General features: G+C 61.5%; 22 protein-coding genes, 1 tRNA gene and 1 pseudogene. 12 read left to right on the top strand and 12 right to left on the bottom strand.

The window, feature by feature from the left end; translation table 11 throughout:
* Positions 1 to 64: 64 nt before the first annotated feature.
* The 6 genes and pseudogenes from MRY75_RS13870 to MRY75_RS13845 all read right to left on the bottom strand — a co-directional run bounded on the left by MRY75_RS13870 (position 65) and on the right by MRY75_RS13845 (position 5,672).
* Positions 65 to 673 (bottom strand): hypothetical protein, encoded by a 609-nt coding sequence (locus MRY75_RS13870; protein WP_292308597.1) that lies wholly within the window; start codon positions 671 to 673, stop codon positions 65 to 67.
* Between the two features lie 14 nt (positions 674 to 687).
* Entirely contained in the window at positions 688 to 1,116 is a 429-nt protein-coding gene (locus tag MRY75_RS13865) for a VOC family protein (RefSeq protein ID WP_292308596.1), read from the bottom strand.
* Positions 1,095 to 2,095: pseudogene (locus MRY75_RS13860) on the bottom strand (ester cyclase). The gene MRY75_RS13865 and the pseudogene MRY75_RS13860 overlap by 22 nt, the downstream one beginning before the upstream one ends.
* A gap of 111 nt (positions 2,096 to 2,206) precedes the next feature.
* Entirely contained in the window at positions 2,207 to 3,532 is a 1,326-nt protein-coding gene (hisD, locus tag MRY75_RS13855; protein WP_292308595.1) for a histidinol dehydrogenase, read from the bottom strand.
* 91 nt (positions 3,533 to 3,623) lie between these two features.
* Entirely contained in the window at positions 3,624 to 4,364 is a 741-nt protein-coding gene (locus MRY75_RS13850; RefSeq protein ID WP_292308594.1) for an alpha/beta hydrolase, read from the bottom strand.
* A gap of 60 nt (positions 4,365 to 4,424) precedes the next feature.
* Positions 4,425 to 5,672: an MFS transporter gene (locus MRY75_RS13845; protein ID WP_292308593.1), complete on the bottom strand. Its 1,248-nt coding sequence runs from the start codon at positions 5,670 to 5,672 to the stop codon at positions 4,425 to 4,427.
* Between the two features lie 165 nt (positions 5,673 to 5,837).
* Here MRY75_RS13845 and MRY75_RS13840 point away from each other — a divergent pair, with 165 nt between their 5' ends.
* Both MRY75_RS13840 and MRY75_RS13835 read left to right on the top strand, forming a co-directional pair.
* Entirely contained in the window at positions 5,838 to 6,581 is a 744-nt protein-coding gene (locus MRY75_RS13840) for a metalloregulator ArsR/SmtB family transcription factor (protein ID WP_292308592.1), read from the top strand.
* Positions 6,581 to 6,997, top strand: coding sequence for an MAPEG family protein (locus MRY75_RS13835; protein ID WP_292308591.1), 417 nt, complete (start codon positions 6,581 to 6,583; stop codon positions 6,995 to 6,997). Before MRY75_RS13840 ends, MRY75_RS13835 begins: the two co-directional genes overlap by 1 nt.
* Before the next feature lie 130 nt (positions 6,998 to 7,127).
* On the opposite strand, the gene MRY75_RS13830 is transcribed toward MRY75_RS13835, so the two are convergent.
* Positions 7,128 to 7,373 carry a hypothetical protein gene (locus tag MRY75_RS13830; protein WP_292308590.1) on the bottom strand — a complete coding sequence of 82 codons (246 nt, stop codon included), beginning with the start codon at positions 7,371 to 7,373 and terminating at the stop codon, positions 7,128 to 7,130.
* Positions 7,374 to 7,681: 308 nt separating this feature from the next.
* Here MRY75_RS13830 and thrS point away from each other — a divergent pair, with 308 nt between their 5' ends.
* The 6 genes from thrS to MRY75_RS13800 all read left to right on the top strand — a co-directional run bounded on the left by thrS (position 7,682) and on the right by MRY75_RS13800 (position 13,263).
* Complete coding sequence (thrS, locus tag MRY75_RS13825) at positions 7,682 to 9,661, top strand: threonine--tRNA ligase (RefSeq protein WP_292308589.1); 1,980 nt, start codon at positions 7,682 to 7,684, stop codon at positions 9,659 to 9,661.
* A 235-nt stretch (positions 9,662 to 9,896) separates the two neighbouring features.
* Complete coding sequence (locus MRY75_RS13820) at positions 9,897 to 10,202, top strand: DUF2282 domain-containing protein (protein WP_292308588.1); 306 nt, start codon at positions 9,897 to 9,899, stop codon at positions 10,200 to 10,202.
* Positions 10,203 to 10,269: 67 nt separating this feature from the next.
* The gene (locus MRY75_RS13815; RefSeq protein WP_292308587.1) at positions 10,270 to 11,127 is read left to right on the top strand and encodes a DUF692 domain-containing protein; all 858 of its coding nucleotides are present in this window, start codon (positions 10,270 to 10,272) and stop codon (positions 11,125 to 11,127) included.
* A complete protein-coding gene (locus MRY75_RS13810) occupies positions 11,124 to 11,858 on the top strand; it encodes a DNA-binding domain-containing protein (RefSeq protein WP_292308586.1) in 735 nt (244 codons plus the stop codon). Before MRY75_RS13815 ends, MRY75_RS13810 begins: the two co-directional genes overlap by 4 nt.
* A 25-nt stretch (positions 11,859 to 11,883) precedes the next feature.
* Positions 11,884 to 12,456: a DoxX family protein gene (locus MRY75_RS13805; RefSeq protein WP_292308585.1), complete on the top strand. Its 573-nt coding sequence runs from the start codon at positions 11,884 to 11,886 to the stop codon at positions 12,454 to 12,456.
* Between the two features lie 57 nt (positions 12,457 to 12,513).
* On the top strand, positions 12,514 to 13,263 hold the full coding sequence (locus MRY75_RS13800; protein WP_292308636.1) for a folate-binding protein: 750 nt from the start codon (positions 12,514 to 12,516) through the stop codon (positions 13,261 to 13,263).
* Between the two features lie 371 nt (positions 13,264 to 13,634).
* On the opposite strand, the gene MRY75_RS13795 is transcribed toward MRY75_RS13800, so the two are convergent.
* Together MRY75_RS13795 and efp are read right to left on the bottom strand one after the other, a co-directional pair.
* Positions 13,635 to 14,108: a GNAT family N-acetyltransferase gene (locus MRY75_RS13795; protein WP_292308584.1), complete on the bottom strand. Its 474-nt coding sequence runs from the start codon at positions 14,106 to 14,108 to the stop codon at positions 13,635 to 13,637.
* 89 nt (positions 14,109 to 14,197) lie between these two features.
* On the bottom strand, positions 14,198 to 14,761 hold the full coding sequence (efp, locus tag MRY75_RS13790) for an elongation factor P (protein ID WP_292308583.1): 564 nt from the start codon (positions 14,759 to 14,761) through the stop codon (positions 14,198 to 14,200).
* 215 nt (positions 14,762 to 14,976) lie between these two features.
* Between efp and MRY75_RS13785 the strand changes: the two genes are divergently transcribed.
* Complete coding sequence (locus tag MRY75_RS13785; RefSeq protein ID WP_072776460.1) at positions 14,977 to 15,300, top strand: DUF6280 family protein; 324 nt, start codon at positions 14,977 to 14,979, stop codon at positions 15,298 to 15,300.
* 100 nt (positions 15,301 to 15,400) lie between these two features.
* Here the strand turns inward: MRY75_RS13785 and MRY75_RS13780 are convergent, their stop codons facing one another.
* The 3 genes from MRY75_RS13780 to MRY75_RS13770 all read right to left on the bottom strand — a co-directional run bounded on the left by MRY75_RS13780 (position 15,401) and on the right by MRY75_RS13770 (position 18,922).
* Positions 15,401 to 16,735, bottom strand: coding sequence for a hypothetical protein (locus MRY75_RS13780; RefSeq protein WP_292308582.1), 1,335 nt, complete (start codon positions 16,733 to 16,735; stop codon positions 15,401 to 15,403).
* Positions 16,736 to 16,805: 70 nt separating this feature from the next.
* Positions 16,806 to 18,215: a TolC family outer membrane protein gene (locus MRY75_RS13775; RefSeq protein WP_292308581.1), complete on the bottom strand. Its 1,410-nt coding sequence runs from the start codon at positions 18,213 to 18,215 to the stop codon at positions 16,806 to 16,808.
* A 53-nt stretch (positions 18,216 to 18,268) separates the two neighbouring features.
* Positions 18,269 to 18,922 carry a protein-L-isoaspartate O-methyltransferase gene (locus tag MRY75_RS13770; protein WP_292308580.1) on the bottom strand — a complete coding sequence of 218 codons (654 nt, stop codon included), beginning with the start codon at positions 18,920 to 18,922 and terminating at the stop codon, positions 18,269 to 18,271.
* Positions 18,923 to 19,084: 162 nt separating this feature from the next.
* Between MRY75_RS13770 and MRY75_RS13765 the strand changes: the two genes are divergently transcribed.
* The 3 genes from MRY75_RS13765 to MRY75_RS13755 all read left to right on the top strand — a co-directional run bounded on the left by MRY75_RS13765 (position 19,085) and on the right by MRY75_RS13755 (position 20,714).
* Positions 19,085 to 19,158 (top strand) — tRNA-Cys (locus tag MRY75_RS13765).
* Between the two features lie 391 nt (positions 19,159 to 19,549).
* Positions 19,550 to 20,434, top strand: a complete 885-nt coding sequence (locus tag MRY75_RS13760) for a zincin-like metallopeptidase domain-containing protein (RefSeq protein ID WP_292308579.1) — start codon at positions 19,550 to 19,552, stop codon at positions 20,432 to 20,434.
* Between the two features lie 13 nt (positions 20,435 to 20,447).
* The gene (locus tag MRY75_RS13755; RefSeq protein ID WP_292308578.1) at positions 20,448 to 20,714 is read left to right on the top strand and encodes a hypothetical protein; all 267 of its coding nucleotides are present in this window, start codon (positions 20,448 to 20,450) and stop codon (positions 20,712 to 20,714) included.
* Positions 20,715 to 20,841 lie beyond the last annotated feature (127 nt).

Here is a 20,841-nt window from a genome sequence, read left to right as displayed (position 1 = left end):
GTCACTTTGCATAGGTGTGCAAAATCACGCTACTCCGGGCAGGAGCCTCTGTCCAGCCCCCGCATCACGGGTAGGAAATTCCGCGAAACGGCGGGAAATCGACATAACGCATCGCCCGCATTTCCAAAGGCTCGGACGGCTCCTGCCCAGCGCGGATCAACGTCCCCTTCGGCGCGATATAGCTGTCGATCCGCCGCTGCGGCTCCGGTCGCCACGCGATGTTGAACGCACAGAGCTTGGGAAAGAACCAGACTTCGGCAAAGGGCAGATGGTCATACAGCCACCACGCCAGATCGCGCCAGTCCCGACCCTGATCATACTGATCCGCAAACCACGGGATCACGATGCTCGCCCCCGCCACCTCGACGTCGGGCAAATCCCAGATATGGCACTCGAGCGGATAATCATTGCGCGCGCAGTTCAGCCCGTTATCATTGCCGAACCGGTTGAGCGCCGCCGACCGAAACCCCGACCGCACCGCGATCCGGCCAAAGGTCTCCTGCAAAGGATCGAGCAGGGTCTCGCAAAACGCCCGCCCCCGCGAGATGGCCAGATCCGGATGGTCGGGGATGTTCTGAAGCGCGTGAAAATTCCCGATCTCGGAATAGAGAAACTCCCGCATGTAGAAATGCTTCGACAACCGGACCCGGCCCAGCGTCTCAAGGCTCCACATGCTTTGCGGGCGTCTCAATACCCGTTCCAGCGAAATGCGCCATCACCGTCGCGCAAAGGCGAAAACGGATTTTGCGCCACTTCCCAGATATGGCCCTCGGGGTCGCTGAAATAGCCGTGATATCCACCCCAGAACACCTCCTGCGGGGTTTTCAACACGGTCCCACCGGCACCGTCGACCCGGCCCATCACGTCATCCACGCCCGCACGTTCCCGTGCATTGTAGCCCAAAGTCAGCGCCCCGCGCCCAAGCTGCGCCACGTCGATGCCAATGTCCTCGGCCAGCTTGTCCAAAGGATAAAGCCCCAATGTCTGCCCCAGCAGATCATAGGCGATCACCCCGTCCTGAGTCTCGACCCTCTGCCAACCCAGCGCGTCATAGAACGCCGCCGCCTTCTCCGCATCCATCACGCCCAGCGTGATCAGCGATACCCTCTGCTCCATGCCAACTCCTTCATCCGGGCGAACACATCCACCCCGATCTGAGCGTACACATCCAGAAGGTCCACGAGAACCCAGTTTTCCCGGATCAGCCCATCCTCCAGCCGCCAGAAATCCAGACTGCGCAGGGTGATCCTCTGCCCCGTCGGCGGCAGGCCCAGCCAGCCATCGCCCGACAGCGTCTGCTGCATGTTGGGCCAGCCGGTCACACCCACATAAGCACCTTCCGCCATGAAGTGATGCACCGTGCCCTCGGGATGCTGCCCCCGGTCCGGCATCGCGTTCAGGAACGGGATCTGGTGGAAGCGCCGAAACTCCTCCACCCCGCGCGCCGTGCCGATGCCCGCAGGCCCGTACCACATGAAGTCCGGATGCCAGAACCGCTCCAGCTCCATCACCTCCGGCCCACCCTGCGACGGATGCCGCACCATCGCGGTGAGCATGTCGATCACATGCTGCGCACTGACCGCCGACAAAGACGGATCATGCGGCCCCAACCCGTCCTGCGTCATCGGCGCCGGCGCATGACAAAACCGCCCCAATTGCGGCACCATCGGCCAGACGCCCGCCTGCATCATCATCTCCGGAATGTCCCAGATCGCCTGCATCTCGACGCACTGCCACCCTCGATCCGGTAGAACTCGTGAAACCGCATCACCGCAGACCGCCCGGTCGGCGGGATGCCCAGCCAGGGCGCGACCCACCGCCCGGAATAAGACCCACCCGAGCCAACCCAAAGCGCGCCCTCCGCATCAAAGCCTGCGATGCGAATAAACTCCTGCCGCTCCAGATCCGGCAACGCCACCTGCAACGGCGCAAGGCACTCCCGCATGAACGCGTCTGCGCCTTGCAGGTCACCAAACGGATGGCACATCCGAAACAGCGCCTCCGGCGCAACCCGCGCCAGCGCCTCAAAATCGCCAGATCGCATCGAGGCAAACACCGGCGCCATGACCGCTTTTGCGCTATCGACCTCAGACATGAGGCTCCCCTGCTTCTTCTTGCCAAAAATATCCCGGGGTCTGGGGCAGAGCCCCAGTGTTTCCGTCCACGGAAACAGACGATGCGTCACCGCATCGTCCCGCTCCCAAGCTCACTCCGCCGCGTCCCGATAAGGCGCACCCTTCCCGTAAGGCACGTTCACCCCGCCATAGCGCCGCACCCGCACGTTGCACTGCTCGGCATGCCCGACGAACCCCTCCAGCATACACAGCCGCGAGCCGTATTCCCCGATCAGCGTCGCCGCCTCGTCAGTGGTGATCTTCTGATAGGAATGGGTCTTGAGGAACTTGCCCACCCAAAGCCCGCCGGTATAGCGCCCCGCCTTCTTGGTCGGCAAAGTGTGATTTGTCCCGATCACCTTGTCGCCGTTCGACACATTGGTCCGCGCCCCAAGGAACAGCGCGCCGTAGCAGGTCATGTGCTCGAGATACCAGTCGTCCCGGTCGGTCATCACCTGCACATGCTCGGAGGCGATGTCATTGGCGACCGCGAGCATCTCGTCATGGTCGGCACAGAGGATCACCTCACCATAGTCGCGCCATGACACAGACGCCGTGTCCCGCGTCGGCAGGATCTCCAGCAGCCGGTCGATCTCGGCCAAGGTCTCTTCCGCCAGCTTCCGCGAATTCGTCACCAGCACGGCGGGCGAATTGTACCCATGCTCCGCCTGCCCCAGCAGGTCCGTCGCGCAAATCTCGGCATCGACCGTGTCATCGGCGATCACCATGGTCTCGGTCGGCCCGGCGAACAAATCAATGCCCACCCGCCCGAACAATTGCCGCTTCGCCTCGGCGACAAAGGCATTGCCCGGCCCCACCAGCATATGCACCGGCTCGATGGTCTCGGTCCCGATGGCCATCGCGCCCACGGCCTGAATCCCGCCCAGCACGTAGATCTCATGCGCCCCGCCCAGATGCATCGCGGCGATCACAGCCGGGTTCGGCTTGCCCTGCCAGGGCGGCGTGCAGGCGATGATGCGCGGCACACCCGCGACAGACGCCGTCGCCACCGACATATGGGCCGAGGCGACCATCGGGAACTTGCCCCCCGGCACGTAGCAGCCCACCGACTGCACGGGGATGTTCTTGTGGCCGAGGATCACCCCCGGCATCGTCTCGACCTCGATGTCCAGCATCGAGTCGCGCTGCGCCTGCGCGAAGTTGCGCACCTGCTCCTGCGCAAACTTGATATCCGCCAACTCGCGCGGGCTAAGCTCCGCAATCAGCGCATCGATCTCGGCCTGCGTCAGGCGGAAACTCTCGGGCGTGTAATTGTCGAACTTCGCAGCCAGATCCCGCACCGCCGCATCGCCGCGCGCTTCGATGTCTGCCAGCGTCGCCTCGACCACCGCGCGGGTCTTGGCATCATCCTCGGCACGTTCGGTTTCGGGTTTCCCCCGCTTGAGATACTCGGCCATCGCCACCTCCCCAGATCCTCTGTCCGGTTCAGCATAGCGGGGCGCGCGGGCCTCTCAAGCGGTTTTTGCATACGATTGCAAAATCCAGCGATCAGGCCAGCACCTCGAGGATCGCGTCTTCGATATGGCGCAGGTTCTGCGGTTCGGAAAAGCGGTGATCGGTGCCCTTGACCAGCGTCAGCCGCAGGTCGGGGCTCTCGATGTGATCCAAGAGTTTCAACGCCGTGTCGCGGCTGACCGCGGTGTCCTCGGTCCCCTGCACCAACCGCACCGGATAGGGCATGTGCAGCGGCGAGCGCAGCACGAGATTCTCGCGCCCATCCTCGATCAGCCGACGGGTGACGATATAGGGATCACCATAATCGGACGGGAAAACGACCTGCCCGTCCTGCATGATCTGCGCGCGTTGCTCGTCGGTGAACCCGGCCCAGAACCCGTCCTCGGTGAAATCAGGCGCTGCGGCAATGCCCACAAAGCCCACCACATGCTTGAGCCGCTGCGTCATCAACGACGCGATCCACCCCCCCATGCTTGATCCGACCAGCACCACCGGCCCCTCGCAGGTTGCCTCGATCACCGCCTGCGCATCCCGCGCCCAGTCGCCGATGCAGCCGTCCTCGAACACACCGCCCGACACACCATGCCCCGAATAGTCGAACCGCAGGAACGCGCGTCCGGTCAGCTTGGCCCAGGCCTCCAGATGCACCGCCTTGGTGCCTTCCATGTCGGATTTGTAGCCCGACAGGAACACGATCACCGGCCCCTCGCCCGCGGTCCGTGCATAGGCCAGTCGGTGCCCGTTTGGTCCGTCCAAATACTGTATCTCTGTCATGCCTGCCTCCGTTCCGGTTTGGCACGACTTTACGCAAAGCCCGCCGGAACCCAAGAGGCGTCAGCCCTTTTCCACCTCATCCAGCCGCAGCGCCAGCAGCCCGCCCGCCAGCGACAACACAGCAAAGCCAATGAGCGACGCCACCGGCCCCGCCAGTGCAAGCAGCCCGCCGAACGCCCCGGTGATCAGCAAGAGCACGCCAATCGCGGTGTTGGCCAAAGCGGCGTAGGAGGACCGCGCGTCCTCGGGCGACATGTCCACCAGATAGACCGACCGCGCCGAGCGGACGCCCTGATAGGACAGCATGAAGAAGAACAGGATCACCGGGATCGCCCATGCCGTCCCGGCCCAGCCGCTCACCTCCGCCAGCACCGCCAGCGTGGCGAACCCGGCGGCCAACATCCCCGACAGGAACAGCACCTTGCGCGAGGATTTGTCCGACAACCGTCCCCAGACATAAGACCCCGCAAAGGCCGCCGCCGCCGAGGCCAGAAGCAACGCGCCCAAGCCCTGCAACGCCGATTGCCCTCCGCCCAAGAGCACGAAATAGGGCGGTGCCAAAGCCGTCACCGTCAGCAACCCGCGCACGGCGATGAACAACCGGAACTGCCGGTTTTCCTTCAACGGGGTGAAGTCGACTGTTGTATCCTCTGTGTCCTCGGACGCTCGTTCCTCGAGAAACGAAAACAGGATCGCCGCAGCCCCCCACAGTGCGGCCGCCAAGGTGATCGCCACCACGACCGGCATCACGTCGCGCAAAAGCCCCGACATCAGCAGCGCCGCAAAGCCGATCACCGCGACCGAGGCCACCGACCCGGCAACCCCCGTCACCGCGCCCCGGCGCGTCTTGCCGACCGTCTTGCCCAGAATGTCCTTGTAGCTGACGGAACAGGCCGCCCGCGCGACCGCCAGCACGGCCAAGGCAGCACAGAGCGCGACCCCAGCGGCAAAACCCTCCATCGTCAAAGCGACAAACACGATGGCCAGCGCGGCGATCCCCTGCCCGGCCGAGCCAATAACCCAGGCCCATTTGCGATGCCGCAGTGATTGCACCCACCCCGCGAACACGATCTGCGGTAGAAGCGCCCCTGCCTCACGGATCGGCACAAGAAGCCCGGTCACCGCGGCCGGCGCGCCCAGGGCACCGGCCAGCCAGCTTAACACAAGCTTGGGATCGATCAGCCCGTCCGCCACCTTGGTCATCGACAGGCTGATCATGTGCCGAAGCCCGTTGCGCGCCTCGCGGTCCCGAACCGAATCGTCCGCCCCGGTGATGTCTTCATAGGCGTTGGTGAGCGGCTCGGACATGCAGTCCTCCTGTATCTGGGATGGCCGCTCATGAACGCGGTTCGTGGCAGAAGAGTTCCCCGAAATACGGAAAAAATCCGCCAAACCAGAGGCTTGGCACTCGATAGTGAGACAGATAAGTTACCATATTGTCACGTGACTAATAAGTAACCTATAATCGACTCCATGGACACGATCTTCAAAGCCCTCAACGACCCCGCCCGCCGTGCGCTGCTTGACAGTCTGCGGCGCAAGGACGGGCAGTCACTCAGCGAACTGGAAGAGCAGCTCGACATGAGCCGGTTCGGCGTGATGAAGCACCTCAAGGTTCTCGAAGACGCCCATCTTGTCATCCCGCGCAAACAAGGGCGGTTCAAATACCACTACCTGAATGCTCTTCCCCTGCAGGAGATGCTCGACCGCTGGGTCGCGCCCTTCCTGCGGCCCCAGGCGCAGATGATGAGCGATCTGAAATCCCGATTGGAAAGAGAGACCCGCATGGGAAAACCCGATTTCATAATGCAGACCTTCATCCGCTGCTCGCAGGATGCGCTCTGGGATGCGCTGACCAAGGCCGACCAGATGGCCGCCTATCACTTCATGTGCAACGAGGTCCGCGGCGACGCGCGCCCCGACAACGTGACCGAGTTCATCAAACCCGATGGCGATCCGATGCTGCGGCAGGTCACCACCCAGATGGATCCCAAGACCCGCATTGCCATGACGTTCGAGCCTCTGTTCATGGGGCCGAACGCACCCGCGTCCCACATGGTCTACCTGATCGAACCGCAGGGCGAGACCTGCAAGCTGACCATCGAACATTACGACATGGCCCCAGGTCAGGAAGGCTTTGCCGAAGGCTGGGCGCGCCTGGCCTCGTCGCTCAAGTCGTACCTGGAAACGGGCAAAGCGATGAAGGGAGCCGCGTGATGGAGACCTTCCCCACCGAACTCGGCATTCTCACCTGCCTGATGATCCTCGCCGCGAGCCTGTGGATTCCCTACATCGTCGGCGTCAATAAACACGCGATTGCCGGAACGGACCCGTTTGTGCGCCCCACCCCGCTCGACCAGTTTCCGGCATGGGTGCATCGCGCGCACAGGGCGCATCTGAACCTGCTGGAACAGGCGCTGCCGTTTTCGGTGCTGGTGCTGATCCTGAACGCGATGGACGGGTTTACAGGACTGACCTACTGGACCGCCATCGTGTTCTTCTGGGTGCGTGTGATCCACGCCATCGGTATGATTTCGGGCTTTGCCAAGATGCCGATCCGGCCGATGCTCTTCCTGATCGGATGGGCGTGTTGCCTGATCATGGCCTACGCGGTGTTTGCCGCGCGGTTTTAGGAAGATTGGTTGGCATTGATCGCCTGTCACGCATGTGACAGGCACGCGTCCGCCCGCCCCAAGGCGGGCGCGTTCCGCGCCCACCCGGGCGAACGCTTAATGCCCAAGGCTCATGCAGCTCTGTGTGGCGTTACCCGCCGATATAGGCGCCATTCTTGGGGCGGTAAAAGTTCTTCTGGTTGTGAAGACGCCCCAACAGATCGTTGATCCGCTTCATCGACGCATCTACGGCGCGGGTGCTTTCGCAGGGGCGCAGCGGGTCTGCGTCCTGGCTGAGAACTTCCGAGTTCAGGGACCGCTTGGTGGTCCGCAGCGCGTCCTCGATCAGCTCCATGTCTTCGACGGACAGTTCGAATGTCTTGTTGTAGCCGGGCATTGTCTGCTCTCCCGTGTCGCGTGACGCAAAAGGTTTCCGATAGCGGAATGTCGTTATACATAGCAATTGCGTCGCTTTCGTCCATAGGGAAAGAAATCGGCAACCCATTGTTAAAAAACGATTTCCAATAATACATTGGTATACCGCGCAAGAATCTTGCGTGCCCGATGGCAAAACACCCGACTCACCGGGTCGTTTCCAACCCGCCCTGTCTTGACGCGCCCCGCCCCCCCTGCCAAAAGCCGCGCACGATACATAACCCGCAACCGGGCGTTCCGTGGGCGCCAAACTGACGAGGAGCTGGGCCAATGAGCCAGATTTCCCTGACCTTCCCCGATGGCAATGCACGCAACTTCGACGCAGGTGTCACCCCTGCCGAAGTGGCCGAGAGCATTTCCAAATCCCTCTCGAAAAAAGCCATCTCCGCCACCGTGAACGGGGCGCACTGGGATCTGCAATGGCCGATCCAGAGCGACGCGCAGATCGCCATCAACACCATGGCTGACGACGCGCCCGCGCTCGAACTGATCCGGCATGACCTTGCGCATATCATGGCGCGCGCCGTGCAGGAGATCTGGCCCGACGTCAAAGTCACCATCGGCCCGGTCCGTGACAATGGCTGGTTCTACGATTTCGACCGCAAGGAGGCCTTCACGCCCGAAGACCTTGGTGCCATCGAAAAGCGGATGAAAGACATCATCAACGCCCGCGATGCGGTCCGGACCGAGCTCTGGACCCGCGATCAGGTGCGCCAGTACTACACCGACAACAATGAGCCGTATAAGGTCGAGATCCTCGACAGGATCCCCGAGGGCGAGGACATCCGCATGTATTGGCATGGCGACTGGATGGACCTCTGCCGCGGTCCGCACCTCCAGCACACCGGTCAGGTGCCTGCGGATGCGTTCAAGCTGATGAACGTCTCGGCCGCCTATTTCCTTGGCGACAACACCCGCCCGATGCTGCAGCGCATCTACGGTGTGGCGTTCAAGAACCGCGATGACCTGAAACAGTACCTGACCTTCCTCGAAGAGGCCGAAAAGCGCGATCACCGCAAGCTGGGCCGCGAGATGGATCTCTTCCACATGCAGGAAGAGGCCCCCGGTCAGGTCTTCTGGCACCCCAACGGCTGGACCGTCTACACATCCCTGCAGGACTACATGCGCCGCAAACAGCGCGCCGGCGGGTATCTCGAGATCAACACCCCGCAGGTGGTGGATCGCAAGCTTTGGGAAGCGTCGGGGCATTGGGAAAAGTACCAGCACCACATGTTCATCGTGGAAGTCGACGAAAGCCGTGACGGCGAAAACGACGATGCCAGCGCCAGGAACAAGGATCAAACCCGCATCAACGCACTCAAGCCGATGAACTGCCCCTGCCACGTGCAGGTGTTCAATCAGGGCCTGAAATCCTATCGGGACCTGCCCTTGCGGCTGGCCGAATTCGGATCGTGTGCCCGGTTCGAACCCTCGGGCGCGCTGCACGGCATCATGCGGGTGCGCGGCTTTACCCAGGACGACGCGCATATCTTCTGCACCGAAGACCAGATTCAGGCCGAGTGCGCACGGTTCATCGACTTCCTTGCAAACGTCTACCAGGAGCTCGGTTTCCCCGAGTTCGAAATCCGCTTTGCCACCCGCCCGGAAAAACGCGTCGGCAGTGACGAAAGCTGGGACTATGTCGAAGGCGCGCTGGAAAACGCGATCAAGGCGGTGGGTCGGGACTACACCCTCGAACCCGGCGACGGTGCGTTCTACGGCCCGAAACTCGACTTCTACCTGACCGACGCAATCGGCCGCGTCTGGCAGTGCGGCACCTTCCAAGTCGACCCGAACCTGCCGGAGCGCCTTGGGGCCAGCTATATCGGTCAGGACGGCGACCGGCACCGGCCGTTCATGCTGCACCGGGCGTGCCTTGGGTCGTTCGAACGGTTCATCGGCATCCTGATCGAGAACTGGGAAGGCAAACTGCCCTTCTGGCTGGCCCCGCGTCAGGTGGTTGTGGCCTCCATCGTGTCAGAGGCTGATGACTACGTGCAGGAGGTTGTGGCGGAACTGACCAAGGCGGGCGTTCGCGCCGAGGCGGACATCCGCAACGAGAAGATCAACTACAAGGTCCGCGAGCATTCCGTCGGCAAGGTCCCGGTGATCCTTGCCATCGGCCACCGCGAGGTCGAGGAGCGCACCGTGACCGTCCGCCGTCTGGGCGAGAAGCAAACGTCTGTAACATCGCTGGCGGATATCGTGAGCAGCCTGTCCAAAGACGCGACTCCCCCCGATCTTCTGTAACATTCCAGTCCCGGAACGTTTCGAAAAGGCCCCGTTTTTGTTACGGGGCCTTTTTCATTTCCCTGAAAATCAAGGAAATTTCTGCTATGCTTGGTTCACCTAGCGTCACGCGCGCGTGAAACACACCGCCGTGAATGGCGCGGCAGCCTGCCGCAGGTCATGGTTGGGTCATCGGCGCTGGACACGACACGCCGACCCAGTTTAACTCGAAGTGAAACACAAAAAGGACCCTCTCATGTCGAAAGCTCTCAAGACCGTTGCAATCGTTGGCGCAGTCGCGGCAAGCCTCGCGGCACACACCACCACGGCCACTGCCCAGGCCAAGGAAAAGTGCTTCGGTGTGTCGCTCGCCGGCAAGAACGATTGCGCTGCAGGCCCGGGCACAACCTGCGCCGGCACCTCGACCGTGGACTATCAGGGCAACGCATGGACGCTGGTCGATGCAGGCACCTGTGGCGAGATCGAACTGCCCGCGATGGCAGACGGCACAGCCCGCATGGGATCGCTCGAAGAACTGAGCCGCGACCTGCCGCAGGGCTGATCTGACCCGACACTCCCTCAAAGCGTAAGCCGGGCATCTGCCCGGCTTACCACTCACGAGACCTGATATGCCCGACGCGTCACACAGTTTCCCGCTTTTGCCAAACCTGCCCGGTGTCGGGTACAAACCCCAGCACTTCTGGCGCATCCTGAGCGATCCTTCCCCTGTCGGCTGGTTCGAAATCCACGCCGAGAACTACATGGGCGACGGTGGACGCCCGATTGCCCAACTCAATGTTCTGGCCGAACGGTTTCCGATCTCGGTGCATGGCGTGGGTCTCTCGATCGGCGGCGAAGGCCGCTTGGACCGCGAGCATCTGTCCCGTTTGAAACGTCTCTGCGACTGGCTGAAACCGGCAAGCTTTTCAGAGCATCTGGCATGGTCGACCCATGACAGTCACTTCCTGAACGACCTGCTGCCCCTGCCCTATACCAACGACACGCTGACCCGCGTTGCCGATCACATTGACGAGGTGCAGACGGTTCTGGGCCGCCAAATGCTGCTCGAAAACCCGTCCTCCTATCTGGCCTTTGCGGAAAGCACCTGGTCGGAAACCGATTTTCTGGCCGAGGTCGTGCGCCGCACCGGATGCGGTCTGCTGCTCGATGTAAACAACGTCTTCGTGTCGGCCACCAATCTCGACTATTCGCCGCAAGCCTATATCGACGCCTACCCGCTGGACGCTGTCGCAGAAATCCATCTGGGCGGCCATGACGAGGACGAAGACGACCATGGCGCGCCATTGCTGATCGACAGTCACGGGCGCGAGGTTGTGGATCCCGTGTGGGCGCTCTTGGACCATACGCTGGCGCGCTCAGGCCCCAAGCCCTTGCTGGTGGAGTGGGACACCGATGTCCCCGACTGGCCGGTTCTGGCCGACGAGGCCCGTCGCGCCGCAGGCGCCCTGACGCGGGTGCTCGCGTGACACGTCAGGCAGAGTTTCGCGGCGGGTTGCTCAACCCGTCCGCGCCAGAGCCGGAGGGCCTCACCGACGGCCGCAACCGTCCCGCCGGCCGGCGCTATGGCGTCTACCGCAACAACGTCACCGTGTCCCTTCGCGAAGCGCTGGCCGAAGGCTTCCCGTCGCTGGTGAGCCTGATCGGGCGCGAGAATTTCGACCATGTCGCACGGGCCTTCCTGCGCCAGTCTCCCCCGAAATCGCCGCTCATGATGCATTACGGGGCGGGCCTGCCCGAGTTCGTCGCCACCCTCGACCAGCTCAAACACCTGCCCTATCTCGCAGATGTCGCGCGCATCGATCTTGCCATGCGCCAGAGCTATCACGCTGCCGACAGCACGGGCATCAACCCAGCCGAGCTGCAGGCGCTGGACGAAGACGCGCTTCTGGCGACCCGCTTTGCGTTTGCCCCCTCGATGATCCTGCTCCGGTCGCCCTGGCCTGCAGGCTCGATCTGGCGCTACACCTTGCGGGGCGGCGACAAACCGACAGGCGGGGGCGAAGATGTCCTGATCCTGCGCGCCGAATATGATCCCGAACCCCATGTCCTTGGCCCCGGCGCAGGTGACGTGCTGACTGCACTGCTGGCAGGTGCGCCGTTCGGCACTGCAATCGACGCCGGTGGCGACAGCTTCGACCTTGCTGCGCTGCTTGATCTGCTGCTCTCAAACAACGCCGTAATTGCCTTGAACACCTGACTTTTCCAGACCGAAGGACCACATCATGGATCGCCTTGCCTTTCTCCACGAAACCGTCTTTGCCGAGGTCGAACGCCGGTTGGATGGGCTAATCCCGTTGCTGGCCCGCGTCGTCTTTGCGGCCACGCTGCTGGTCTATTTCTGGGCATCCGCAGCCACGAAGCTTGGCGATGGTCTGATGGGGATCTTTCTCCCCTCGACTGGGGCCTATGCGCAGATCTTCCCGAAACAGATGGAAGCGGTGCTCTATGATGTCTCGCAGTTGGGCGTCTTCCACTGGGCGGTGGTCGTCGCCGGCACATGGGCCGAGTTCATTCTGCCACTGCTCTTGGTGATCGGGCTTTTCACCCGTCTGGCCGCGCTCGGCATGATCGGGTTCGTGGTCGTGCAATCGCTCACCGACCTCTATGGCCATGGCGGCATTGCCCATACCGAAACGCTGGGCGCGTGGTTCGACCGGGTGCCCGACAGCGTCATCCTCGATCAGCGGGCCTTCTGGATGTTGATCCTTGTCACCCTCGTGATCAAGGGAGCCGGCGCCCTGTCGGTCGACCGGATGCTCTCGCGGTTGGTGCTGGGCGCGCCCGCCACCGCCTGACCCCTTGCAGAGCCGGGCTTGCCGGTTATCTCTGTCATGCAGGACAACGAGGCAGAGATGACTGAGCGGACGGTATTCGAAATCACGGGCGCAGATGCGCGGGACTTTCTTCAGGGGCTGGTCAGCAACGATGTGCGGAAACTGGACCAGGGTCTGGTCTATGCCGCCATGCTGACCCCACAGGGCAAGTACCGGGCAGACTTCTTTCTTGTGCCCATGGGTGATGCGATCCTGCTGGATGTCGACAGGGCATTGGCGCCGGGTCTCAAGCAGGCGCTCACGATGTACAAGCTGCGCTCGAAGGTCGGGATCGAAGAAACCACCCGGTCCGTGACACGCGGGCTGGGCCCGGCACCCGAGGGCGCCTTTGGCGATCCGCGCGATCCGGCGATGGGCTGGCGTGGCTATGACGGGCAGCCCGGCGATGACAGTGTTGACTGGGACGCGCGGCGCGTCGCCGCTGGCGTACCGGAAAGCGGGATCGAACTCACGCCTGACAGTTTCATCCTTGAAATGGGGTTCGAACGGCTGAACGGCGTCGATTTCCGCAAGGGCTGTTATGTCGGTCAGGAGGTCACCGCCCGGATGAAGCACAAGACCGAACTGCGCAAGGGGCTGGCCCGGGTGTCGGTCGACGGTGCCGCCCCGGTCGGCACGGAGCTCCTCGCCGAGGGCAAGGCGGCGGGAACGCTTTACACGCAGTCGGGCGGCCAGGGTCTGGCCTATCTGCGCTTTGACCGCGCGCAGGGCAAGATGACAGCCGACGGCGCAGAGGTGGCGTTGATCGAGGAAGCGGCGACGGTCTAGATCTGTCCGCAGCGCACGCGCCCCGAACGGGACAGAGCCCGCCGGGGTGGTGTCTTGTGGCTCGGGCATCGCCCGGCTGCTGTGACTTCTGCAATGTTCCGGAAAGCGGCGCCGCCCCTCTTGGGCCTGACGGGCTCTCATGTGCCGGGGTGTCCCCCGGGACCTTGGTGAAACCGGTTTCTCGCGGTCAGCCCCGAAAGGCATTCGAGAGATCGTCAGTTCATGTGTCGCGGCATGGGAGTGACCCTTCCCGCTCGGTGCGCACCGTGGGCAGGGGTATGCGATACATGATGTTAACAAGTCAGAAACCGGCCGAACGGTGCAAAGACCTTTCGAAAATGCGGCCACGCCTGTTTTGCCAGGCTTGGCCCTTATCCAGACCCTGTCAGAGGTTTCGCGACCCGCACAAGGTCAGGTCGCGCCCCTGCCGCTGAAAATGTCCGTTCGACGCCCGTGTTGAAAGCGTAATGCGACGCCGTCCATAAGGTGATCCCTTGCGCGGCAAGCCGATCTTCCATGGCGGCAATCATCGCTTTGGCATGTCCGGCCCTTCGGTGATCCGGACCCACGAAAAGATGGTCGAGATAGGCGCGTCTTTCAGCGTGGCGGAACACATCCGCCGGACGCGTCTGAATGAGAAACAGCGCATAGCCGACCAGACCTCCGTCTTGCCAAACGCCGACTGCCGCTCCGTCGCTGTCGAGGAGCTGCGCCAGATGCTCTGCGAACTGCGCATCGGTCCCGTCGTCGTGAAACACCTCTGGCAAGGCCGTCACGTGATGGCGATGCAGCGCGCGAAACAGCGGCACCATGTCGGGTATGTCGTCTTTGGTAAGATCTCGCATGTAAAAAGGCCTCCGGGCAGATGCCGGAGGCCTTTTGATCCATATGCGTCCCCCGGCGGTTTCGGGGGATTTGCGCGCGGGTCCCGAGGTCAGGCGCGCTCGGAATATTCCATGGTTTCGGTGTTCACGATGATCATCTCTTCCTGCCCGACGAAGGGCGGAACCATCACCTTGACGCCGTTGTCGAGGATCGCGGGCTTGAAGCTGTTGGCCGCGGTCTGGCCTTTGACGACCGGCTCGGTCTCGACCACCTGGCAGGTGACCTTCTGCGGCAGGGTCGCGTTCAGCGCTTCGGCGTCGTGGAATTCCACCACGATGGTCATGCCGTCCTGGAGGAACGGACGACGTTCGCCCAGAATGTCGGCTGGAAGCTCGACCTGATCGTAGGTGTCTGTGTCCATGAAAACGAGGTTGCCGTCGGTTTCATAAAGGAACTGCATGTCCTTCTGTTCCAGACGCACGCGCTCGACCTTGTCGGCAGAACGGAAACGCTCGTTCAGCTTGGACCCGTTGCGCAGGTTCTTCATTTCGACCTGGGCAAAGGCGCCGCCCTTGCCGGGTTTCACATGGTCGACTTTCACAGCGACCCAGAGGCCGTCGTTATGTTCCAGCACGTTGCCGGGGCGGATTTCGTTACCGTTGATCTTGGGCATGGCAAAACTTCGTCAAAAGGTTGATCCAACTTTGACCGTCCCTATATCTGGGTGATGGTACGCTGTCCAGACAACCAGATTTCGTTTCGCACCCGCGAAAAGCCATGCATGTTTTGCATAAAAGGTATGCAAAACTAGGGTATCCGAATCGTCAGGAATACGCCATAAGCAACTCCACGCCGGAAAACACAAGAGCAATAATCACAGGACGGATCATGAAGGATTTCGTTGACGGTACCGCCTTCAACGCAGAGCAAGGCAATCGCGCGCGCAAGCTTTTTGCTGCCGTGGTTCTTGCTGCATTGGATGACGCGATCGCAGATGACAAGAAATATGGCAACGGCCCCGAGCAGATTGCCCGCTGGGCGCGCTCGCGCGATGGTCGCGAAGTGCTCAGCTGCGCCGGGATCGACCCGAACGAGCGCGTTGTTGCAGGGCTGATGGAATTCGTCGGTAAAGGTGTGCGCACCTCGGTTGCGCTGTCGCGCGAAGAGAGCGAGCGCCGGAACGCTGCTGCCCAGCAGGCCGAAGCCGCCTAAGCCGTCGATATCTTTAAGGAAAGCGCGTCCTTCGGGGCGCGTTTTCTGTTTTGGACCTGACCTTTCGCGCGTATGGATATCCGCGCGTCCTTGTCGTGGGTCAGTCGAAGTCCTGCGAAATCAGCATGCGGTGGATCTCGCGGCGCACGAGTTTGCGCACATTGCGGGTGATCCGTTCGCCAAGCGCGCCCTGCAGTTCCTGCCGGACAATGTCGATCACCATCTGGCGAAGCATCTCTTCGTCCATGTCGAGCGTTCCGACATCGTCGGTCTCGACCGTCTGCACGGCATGGCTTTCCGTTGGGGCCTCCTGCCGCACCTCGGTGTGATAGGTCTGGGCCTGCGGCCATGCGTCTGCTGCATGCACCACGTTCGAGGCGTCCTCGACAGGCTGTTCCTCGACGGCGTCCTCGAACGGCGCTTCCGGCCAGACCATCGGCTCGGATGCGGCTGCCGCAAGATCGTCAGCATCCGGGCGGTCCCGCTCTTCCTCGAATTCGGGATTGTCCCGCGCCACCAGACGGCCCAGCGCGGCAACCTTATCCTCGAGTGTGAGAAGCGGCGCGGCGGCGGGCGGCGCGGGCATGGGCTCGGTCCCATCCGGCTGCGAATGCCGGGGGTCCGACGCTTCAGCCTCTGAGGCCTCCCGATCGTCCACACCATATGCGTCTTCCGACGAAGGCTCATCCTCGGGCAATTCCCAGAACAGCGCCTCGTCAGCGGCTTCTTCCGCGCTCTGTTCGTCCGGGTCTTCCGACGCGGACAGGGTGTCGTCCGACGGCGACCCGTCGTTCCGGCCACGGTGTTCGGACAGGTCCTGCTGTTCCTCCGCATCGTCCTCAGCCGTCAGGGCAAGCGCGGCAGAGACCTCTTCTTCGATCAGGCGATTGAGCTCACTGCGCGCGGCATCTGTCACGGGGTCGGTTAGGTCACCGCCAGACTCGTCCTGTTGGTCAGGCGACAGGGCCTCGTCCCCGGGGTGATCGGAACAGTCATCTGCCGCGGCCTCCTGATCGGCGGGGTCAGCCCATGCGTGCTCTTCAGCCTCGTGGTCGGCTGGATCGGCCCATCCCTCCGCCTCGTGATGCCCTGTCTCGGACGGGGCATCCGGTTGGCTGTCCCATTGCTCCACCGCGTCGAGGTCGGGAAACGCGCCTTCGACTTCACCGAACTCGGCCAGACGGGCGTCGCGCGGAATGTCGTCGAGCGCACGTTCCTCTGCGGGTGACTCTCCGGGAAGAATCGGCTGCGTCAGAAGCACGGGTTCGGACGGCGGCGGCGTGTCTTCGCGGACGCGATGCGCCGCGGTCAGGATCAGGCGTCCCGGCTTTTCCGGCTTGCGCGCCACCGGAGACGACCGAACTTCTTCCGCAACAAGCTTGCGGATGGACGACAGGACATCCTCGATTTCCACGTTCGTCACGGGATCAGACATGGTTCACCACTGCTACCTCGATCACCAGAGTAGCTTGGCATGGACAATCGCACAACAGATGCGAAAAAACTTAGTTTTTCCCTAGGGACTTCAGAACACGGTCAAGCTGCTGACCCTGCTTGCTTTTCTGAATTGGCGCGTCTTTGACCAGGTTATAGTAGTTGACCGGGTCATATTGCTGAACATTGAGGCGCAAGTCGGTCGCGGTGAGCCGACCAATGGTCGACAGCACGCGATAGGCTGCGATCCCCTCGTCCACCTGCGCGGAAATCCGTGCAGAGCGCGCATTGAGCAATTCCTGTTCGGCGTTCAGAACGTCCAGTGTTGTCCGCGCGCCCAGTGCCGCTTCTTCACGCACGCCGCGGAACGCAACCGTGGCCGCGCGCACCTGACGCTCGGTCGATTCGAGACTGGCCTGCGCGATGCGCAGCTGTGCATAGGCATTGCCCACGTTCTGCGTCACCTGATCGACAGCCTGAAGCAACTGTCCGCGTGCCGAGTCGCGATTCGCCATGGATTGCCGGACCAGCGAGGTCAGTCGCCCACCCTGATAGATCGGCCCACCGGCTTCGAGCCCGATGGACCCTCCGCGCGTGAAGCGTTCATTGTCGAAGCTTTCGGTAACGCTCAGACGCCCCGACAGGCGCACCGTCGGTTTCATCGCGGCCTCGGCGCGCAGGATGTTCAGTTCTGCCGCCGCGACCTGATGTTGGATCGCCTTGACCTGCGGGTGATTGCGCACCGCAATCGCCTTGGCCTCATCCACGGATGCCGGAAGTTGCGGAAGGCTGCGCAGCGGATCGAGCGCGCCCGGCAGACGACCGACAATGGCAAGATATTGTTCGCGCGCGATTGTCAGCGCACCTTGGGCCGCGGCCAGCTGGCTGCGGGCGGCGGCCAGCCGCGCTTCGGCCAAAGAGGTGTCGGTGCGGGTGACTTCACCCACGTCGAACCGCTCCTGCGCGGCGCGCAATTCCTGCGTGATGAGGCGAACGTTGTTTTCCCGCAGCGCCACGTTTTCCAGTGTACGGCGCACTTCGAGATAGGCCTCCACCGCCGAGAGCAGGACCTGCTGCTCGACCGAGACCAGCTGCTGGCGGGTCGCCAGAACCGCCTCTTTCGCGGTTTCGATGCTCAGCTTGCTTTGACCGTTGTCGTAGACGGTGAGATCGGCCGTCAGACTGGCGGACACGGTGTTCGACACCGTCGGCGCCACCAGATTGCCCGTATTCGCGCTGCGGGTCGTGCCGAACTGGCGGGTGGCATCGGCAGACCACGCAATCACCGGACGAAGGGCGGCCACGGCCTGGGCGACATCCTCGTCGGCGGCGCGCAACACGGCCCGGTTCTGCTCCAACAGACCGCTGGTGTTATAGGCCCCGATCATCGCGTCGGCGAGTGTCTCGGCCCGCGCCATCGGTGCCGCGATCACCAGACCCAGCGCCACAGCCAGTCCCGTCAGTTTCAACCGTTTCACCATGCCTGCTGCCCTTTGTTGACCTGTCTGCTCTTACCTGTATCCGCGCGCGACGATTACAATGCGAATGTCGCCGTCTTTTCAAACCCCGGCAGCACTGGCGCCGACGCATTGAAGGCAAAGCGCCATGTCATCTCACCATCGATCTTGTAACCGATTCTGACAACGCCCAGCGCGCCTTCCATGACCACACAACCGATCCGGCCCCCGTCCTTGAGCTGGTCAAGAAGGCTGTCGGGCACCTGCTCCACCCCGCCCTGGATCAGAATGGCATCATACGGACCATGTTGTGCGGCACCTTCCGTTAACGGGCCCACATGCACCACAACGTTGTCGGCACCCTGTTCCGACAGAATGGACTGCGCTTCGGCAGCCATGCTCTCGTCCTCCTCGACGGCGATCACCGCTTCGGCCATCCGCGCCACGAGCGCGGAGGAATAGCCATAGCCGGCGGCGACATCGAGCACGAGTTCATTGCCTTCAATGTTCAGCGCATCGAGCAGCTTGCCCAGCGTACGCGGCTCCAGCACGACCCGACCGGGCGCGATGGGCACATTCTCGCTGATATAGGCCGCTTCGGCCTGCTCGCGCGGCACAAACGCTTCCCGCGGGACCGACAGCATGGCGTCGATGATCGGAAACTTGGTCACATCGGAGGGGCGTACCTGCGTGTCGACCATCATGGTCCGGCGGGCGGCAAAGTCTGTCATGGGCTAAACTCATCCGTTCAGTTCGCTCTAGGACTTCTGCCACAGCTGTCCGCGTTCAGCAATGTGCAGAACGCGCGAAATACTGCCACATCGTGTGATCGCCCGCACAGCAGTTAACCGCTTGACGCGCATCGCCCAAGCGCCTAATCAGGCCTCCACTCTGGCGAGTTGGCGGAGTGGTGACGCAGCGGATTGCAAATCCGTGTACACCGGTTCGATTCCGGTACTCGCCTCCAATTTTTTCATTAACTATCTGATATTTAAGAACAATTTAGAAACGTGGGCCTTCAGCCCGCACACTAGCCCGCCATACATCATGTGATTGAATGCGACGTGTTGAGACAAATCGCACCATGAAAAAGCCCATGCCGCGTTGTTTGATTTGCCGCTATAGCGGCGTTTAGGGGACCGCCGGTCCCCCACCTCAACAAGAAAATACTGCGCTTACTGCGGGACCGTGCCTCGCTGTGCTGCGGCCGCACCACTCCCTTGTGCGCTTGATTTTCCAATTGCGGCGGTTCCCCCCCTGCACTCGCCGTGAGGCAGGGTTTCAGGAGAGGGCCGCGTTCGCGGACCTCGCCAGAAGCCCCGCCCGATTTTGGGGAGGGCAAGCCGAGGGAGGCCCAAATGGCTAAAGAAAAGTTCGACATCCAGCAGCATGTGACAAATGCAATCATCAAAGCGATAGAGGATGGCGTAGCGCCATGGCGACAGCCGTGGACCGGCGGCAGCGGCGCGGTGTTCCCACTTCGGGCAAATGGTGAGCAATACAGAGGGATAAACACCCTCATGCTATGGATGACGGCGCAACAAAAAGGCTTTGAAGCCGCGCATTGGTTCACGTTTAAACAAGCCAAGGAGAAGGGCGGCGCGGTCAGGAAGGGCGAGAAATCTACCCTCGTTGTTTTTTATAACACGCATGAAACAGAAGACAGAGTGACAGGCGAAGAAATCAAGGTACCGTACTTGCGCGGATACAGAGTTTTCAATGCCGATCAAATCGATGGCCTGCCCGACGAATATTACCAGACCGCAGCGGCGGAGGCACACGACTTTGGAACGCTTACTAATCCAATACTTGAGGCTTTCTTCGCAGAAACGGGAGCGAAAATCGAGACAACAGAACAGCCGAAGGCGTTCTACCATCATTCGAGAGATGTTATTCACATGCCGCCTGTTTCCACGTTCTTTGACGCGGACAGCTACTACGCAACACTTGCACACGAAACGATCCATTGGACAGGACACAAGAGCCGACTTGACCGCTTGGGCAATGGACGCGACCGCGAGGAATACGCAAAAGAAGAGTTGGTCGCCGAAATCGGAGCTTGTATTTTGTGCGCAACGATCGGACTAACGCCAGATTTTGAACAAAGCGGAACTTACATTGACGGTTGGTTAAATGCTTTGCGCAATGATAAACGGTATATATTCAGAGCAGCAAGCGCAGCACAGAAAGCCGTTGATTTCATTACCGTTGCACAGGATGCAATCCAACAAATAGCAGCTTAAGGAGGCAGGGAAAATGCAGGATTACGTTAGCCCGTGGGCACCGTTGACACGTGACGAAGTGCGCGAGGATTATTGCCATGAAGCAGTATATGCGTTGCATTGTTTGCTCACAGATCGTCAGGTTGACTTAGACAAAATAGACGAAACGTTGAAAAGGTATTTCTTTGAAGAAACGGAAGAGCTTGAAGCAAACGGCAGAGATATTCTTGATGTTGCGCTTGCAAATTTCAGTGCAGTTATGAATTCTGGATTGCGACCAAAGCTCAAGCTCGTGAAGTGAATATGCTAGGGGCTTCCAAATTTTGGGAGCCCTTTTCTTTTTACGTATCCCTCATTTCGTTTCACATTTTTGAGCGCCCAGTTTCAGCAATGTGAAACGGAAAAGAAGTAACAGAACCTTTAACATT

Source organism: Marivita sp., from assembly GCF_022763305.1.
Taxonomy (GTDB): Bacteria; Pseudomonadota; Alphaproteobacteria; order Rhodobacterales; family Rhodobacteraceae; genus Marivita.
Note: the sequence above shows the minus strand (reverse complement) of the source record. Positions and strands in the feature narration are given on the sequence as shown.

Coding starts and splice junctions, on each gene's coding strand:
- MRY75_RS13780 (WP_292308582.1), bottom strand. CDS start 16,735: ATGTCTGATCCCGTGACGAACGTGGAAATCGAGGATGTCCTGTCGTCC.
- MRY75_RS13840 (WP_292308592.1), top strand. CDS start 5,838: ATGGACACGATCTTCAAAGCCCTCAACGACCCCGCCCGCCGTGCGCTG.
- MRY75_RS13785 (WP_072776460.1), top strand. CDS start 14,977: ATGAAGGATTTCGTTGACGGTACCGCCTTCAACGCAGAGCAAGGCAAT.
- MRY75_RS13755 (WP_292308578.1), top strand. CDS start 20,448: ATGCAGGATTACGTTAGCCCGTGGGCACCGTTGACACGTGACGAAGTG.
- MRY75_RS13845 (WP_292308593.1), bottom strand. CDS start 5,672: ATGTCCGAGCCGCTCACCAACGCCTATGAAGACATCACCGGGGCGGAC.
- thrS (WP_292308589.1), top strand. CDS start 7,682: ATGAGCCAGATTTCCCTGACCTTCCCCGATGGCAATGCACGCAACTTC.
- MRY75_RS13775 (WP_292308581.1), bottom strand. CDS start 18,215: ATGGTGAAACGGTTGAAACTGACGGGACTGGCTGTGGCGCTGGGTCTG.
- MRY75_RS13795 (WP_292308584.1), bottom strand. CDS start 14,108: ATGCGAGATCTTACCAAAGACGACATACCCGACATGGTGCCGCTGTTT.
- MRY75_RS13815 (WP_292308587.1), top strand. CDS start 10,270: ATGCCCGACGCGTCACACAGTTTCCCGCTTTTGCCAAACCTGCCCGGT.
- MRY75_RS13760 (WP_292308579.1), top strand. CDS start 19,550: ATGGCTAAAGAAAAGTTCGACATCCAGCAGCATGTGACAAATGCAATC.
- MRY75_RS13850 (WP_292308594.1), bottom strand. CDS start 4,364: ATGACAGAGATACAGTATTTGGACGGACCAAACGGGCACCGACTGGCC.
- MRY75_RS13835 (WP_292308591.1), top strand. CDS start 6,581: ATGGAGACCTTCCCCACCGAACTCGGCATTCTCACCTGCCTGATGATC.
- MRY75_RS13830 (WP_292308590.1), bottom strand. CDS start 7,373: ATGCCCGGCTACAACAAGACATTCGAACTGTCCGTCGAAGACATGGAG.
- MRY75_RS13805 (WP_292308585.1), top strand. CDS start 11,884: ATGGATCGCCTTGCCTTTCTCCACGAAACCGTCTTTGCCGAGGTCGAA.
- MRY75_RS13870 (WP_292308597.1), bottom strand. CDS start 673: ATGTGGAGCCTTGAGACGCTGGGCCGGGTCCGGTTGTCGAAGCATTTC.
- MRY75_RS13770 (WP_292308580.1), bottom strand. CDS start 18,922: ATGACAGACTTTGCCGCCCGCCGGACCATGATGGTCGACACGCAGGTA.
- MRY75_RS13865 (WP_292308596.1), bottom strand. CDS start 1,116: ATGGAGCAGAGGGTATCGCTGATCACGCTGGGCGTGATGGATGCGGAG.
- MRY75_RS13820 (WP_292308588.1), top strand. CDS start 9,897: ATGTCGAAAGCTCTCAAGACCGTTGCAATCGTTGGCGCAGTCGCGGCA.
- hisD (WP_292308595.1), bottom strand. CDS start 3,532: ATGGCCGAGTATCTCAAGCGGGGGAAACCCGAAACCGAACGTGCCGAG.
- efp (WP_292308583.1), bottom strand. CDS start 14,761: ATGCCCAAGATCAACGGTAACGAAATCCGCCCCGGCAACGTGCTGGAA.
- MRY75_RS13800 (WP_292308636.1), top strand. CDS start 12,514: ATGACTGAGCGGACGGTATTCGAAATCACGGGCGCAGATGCGCGGGAC.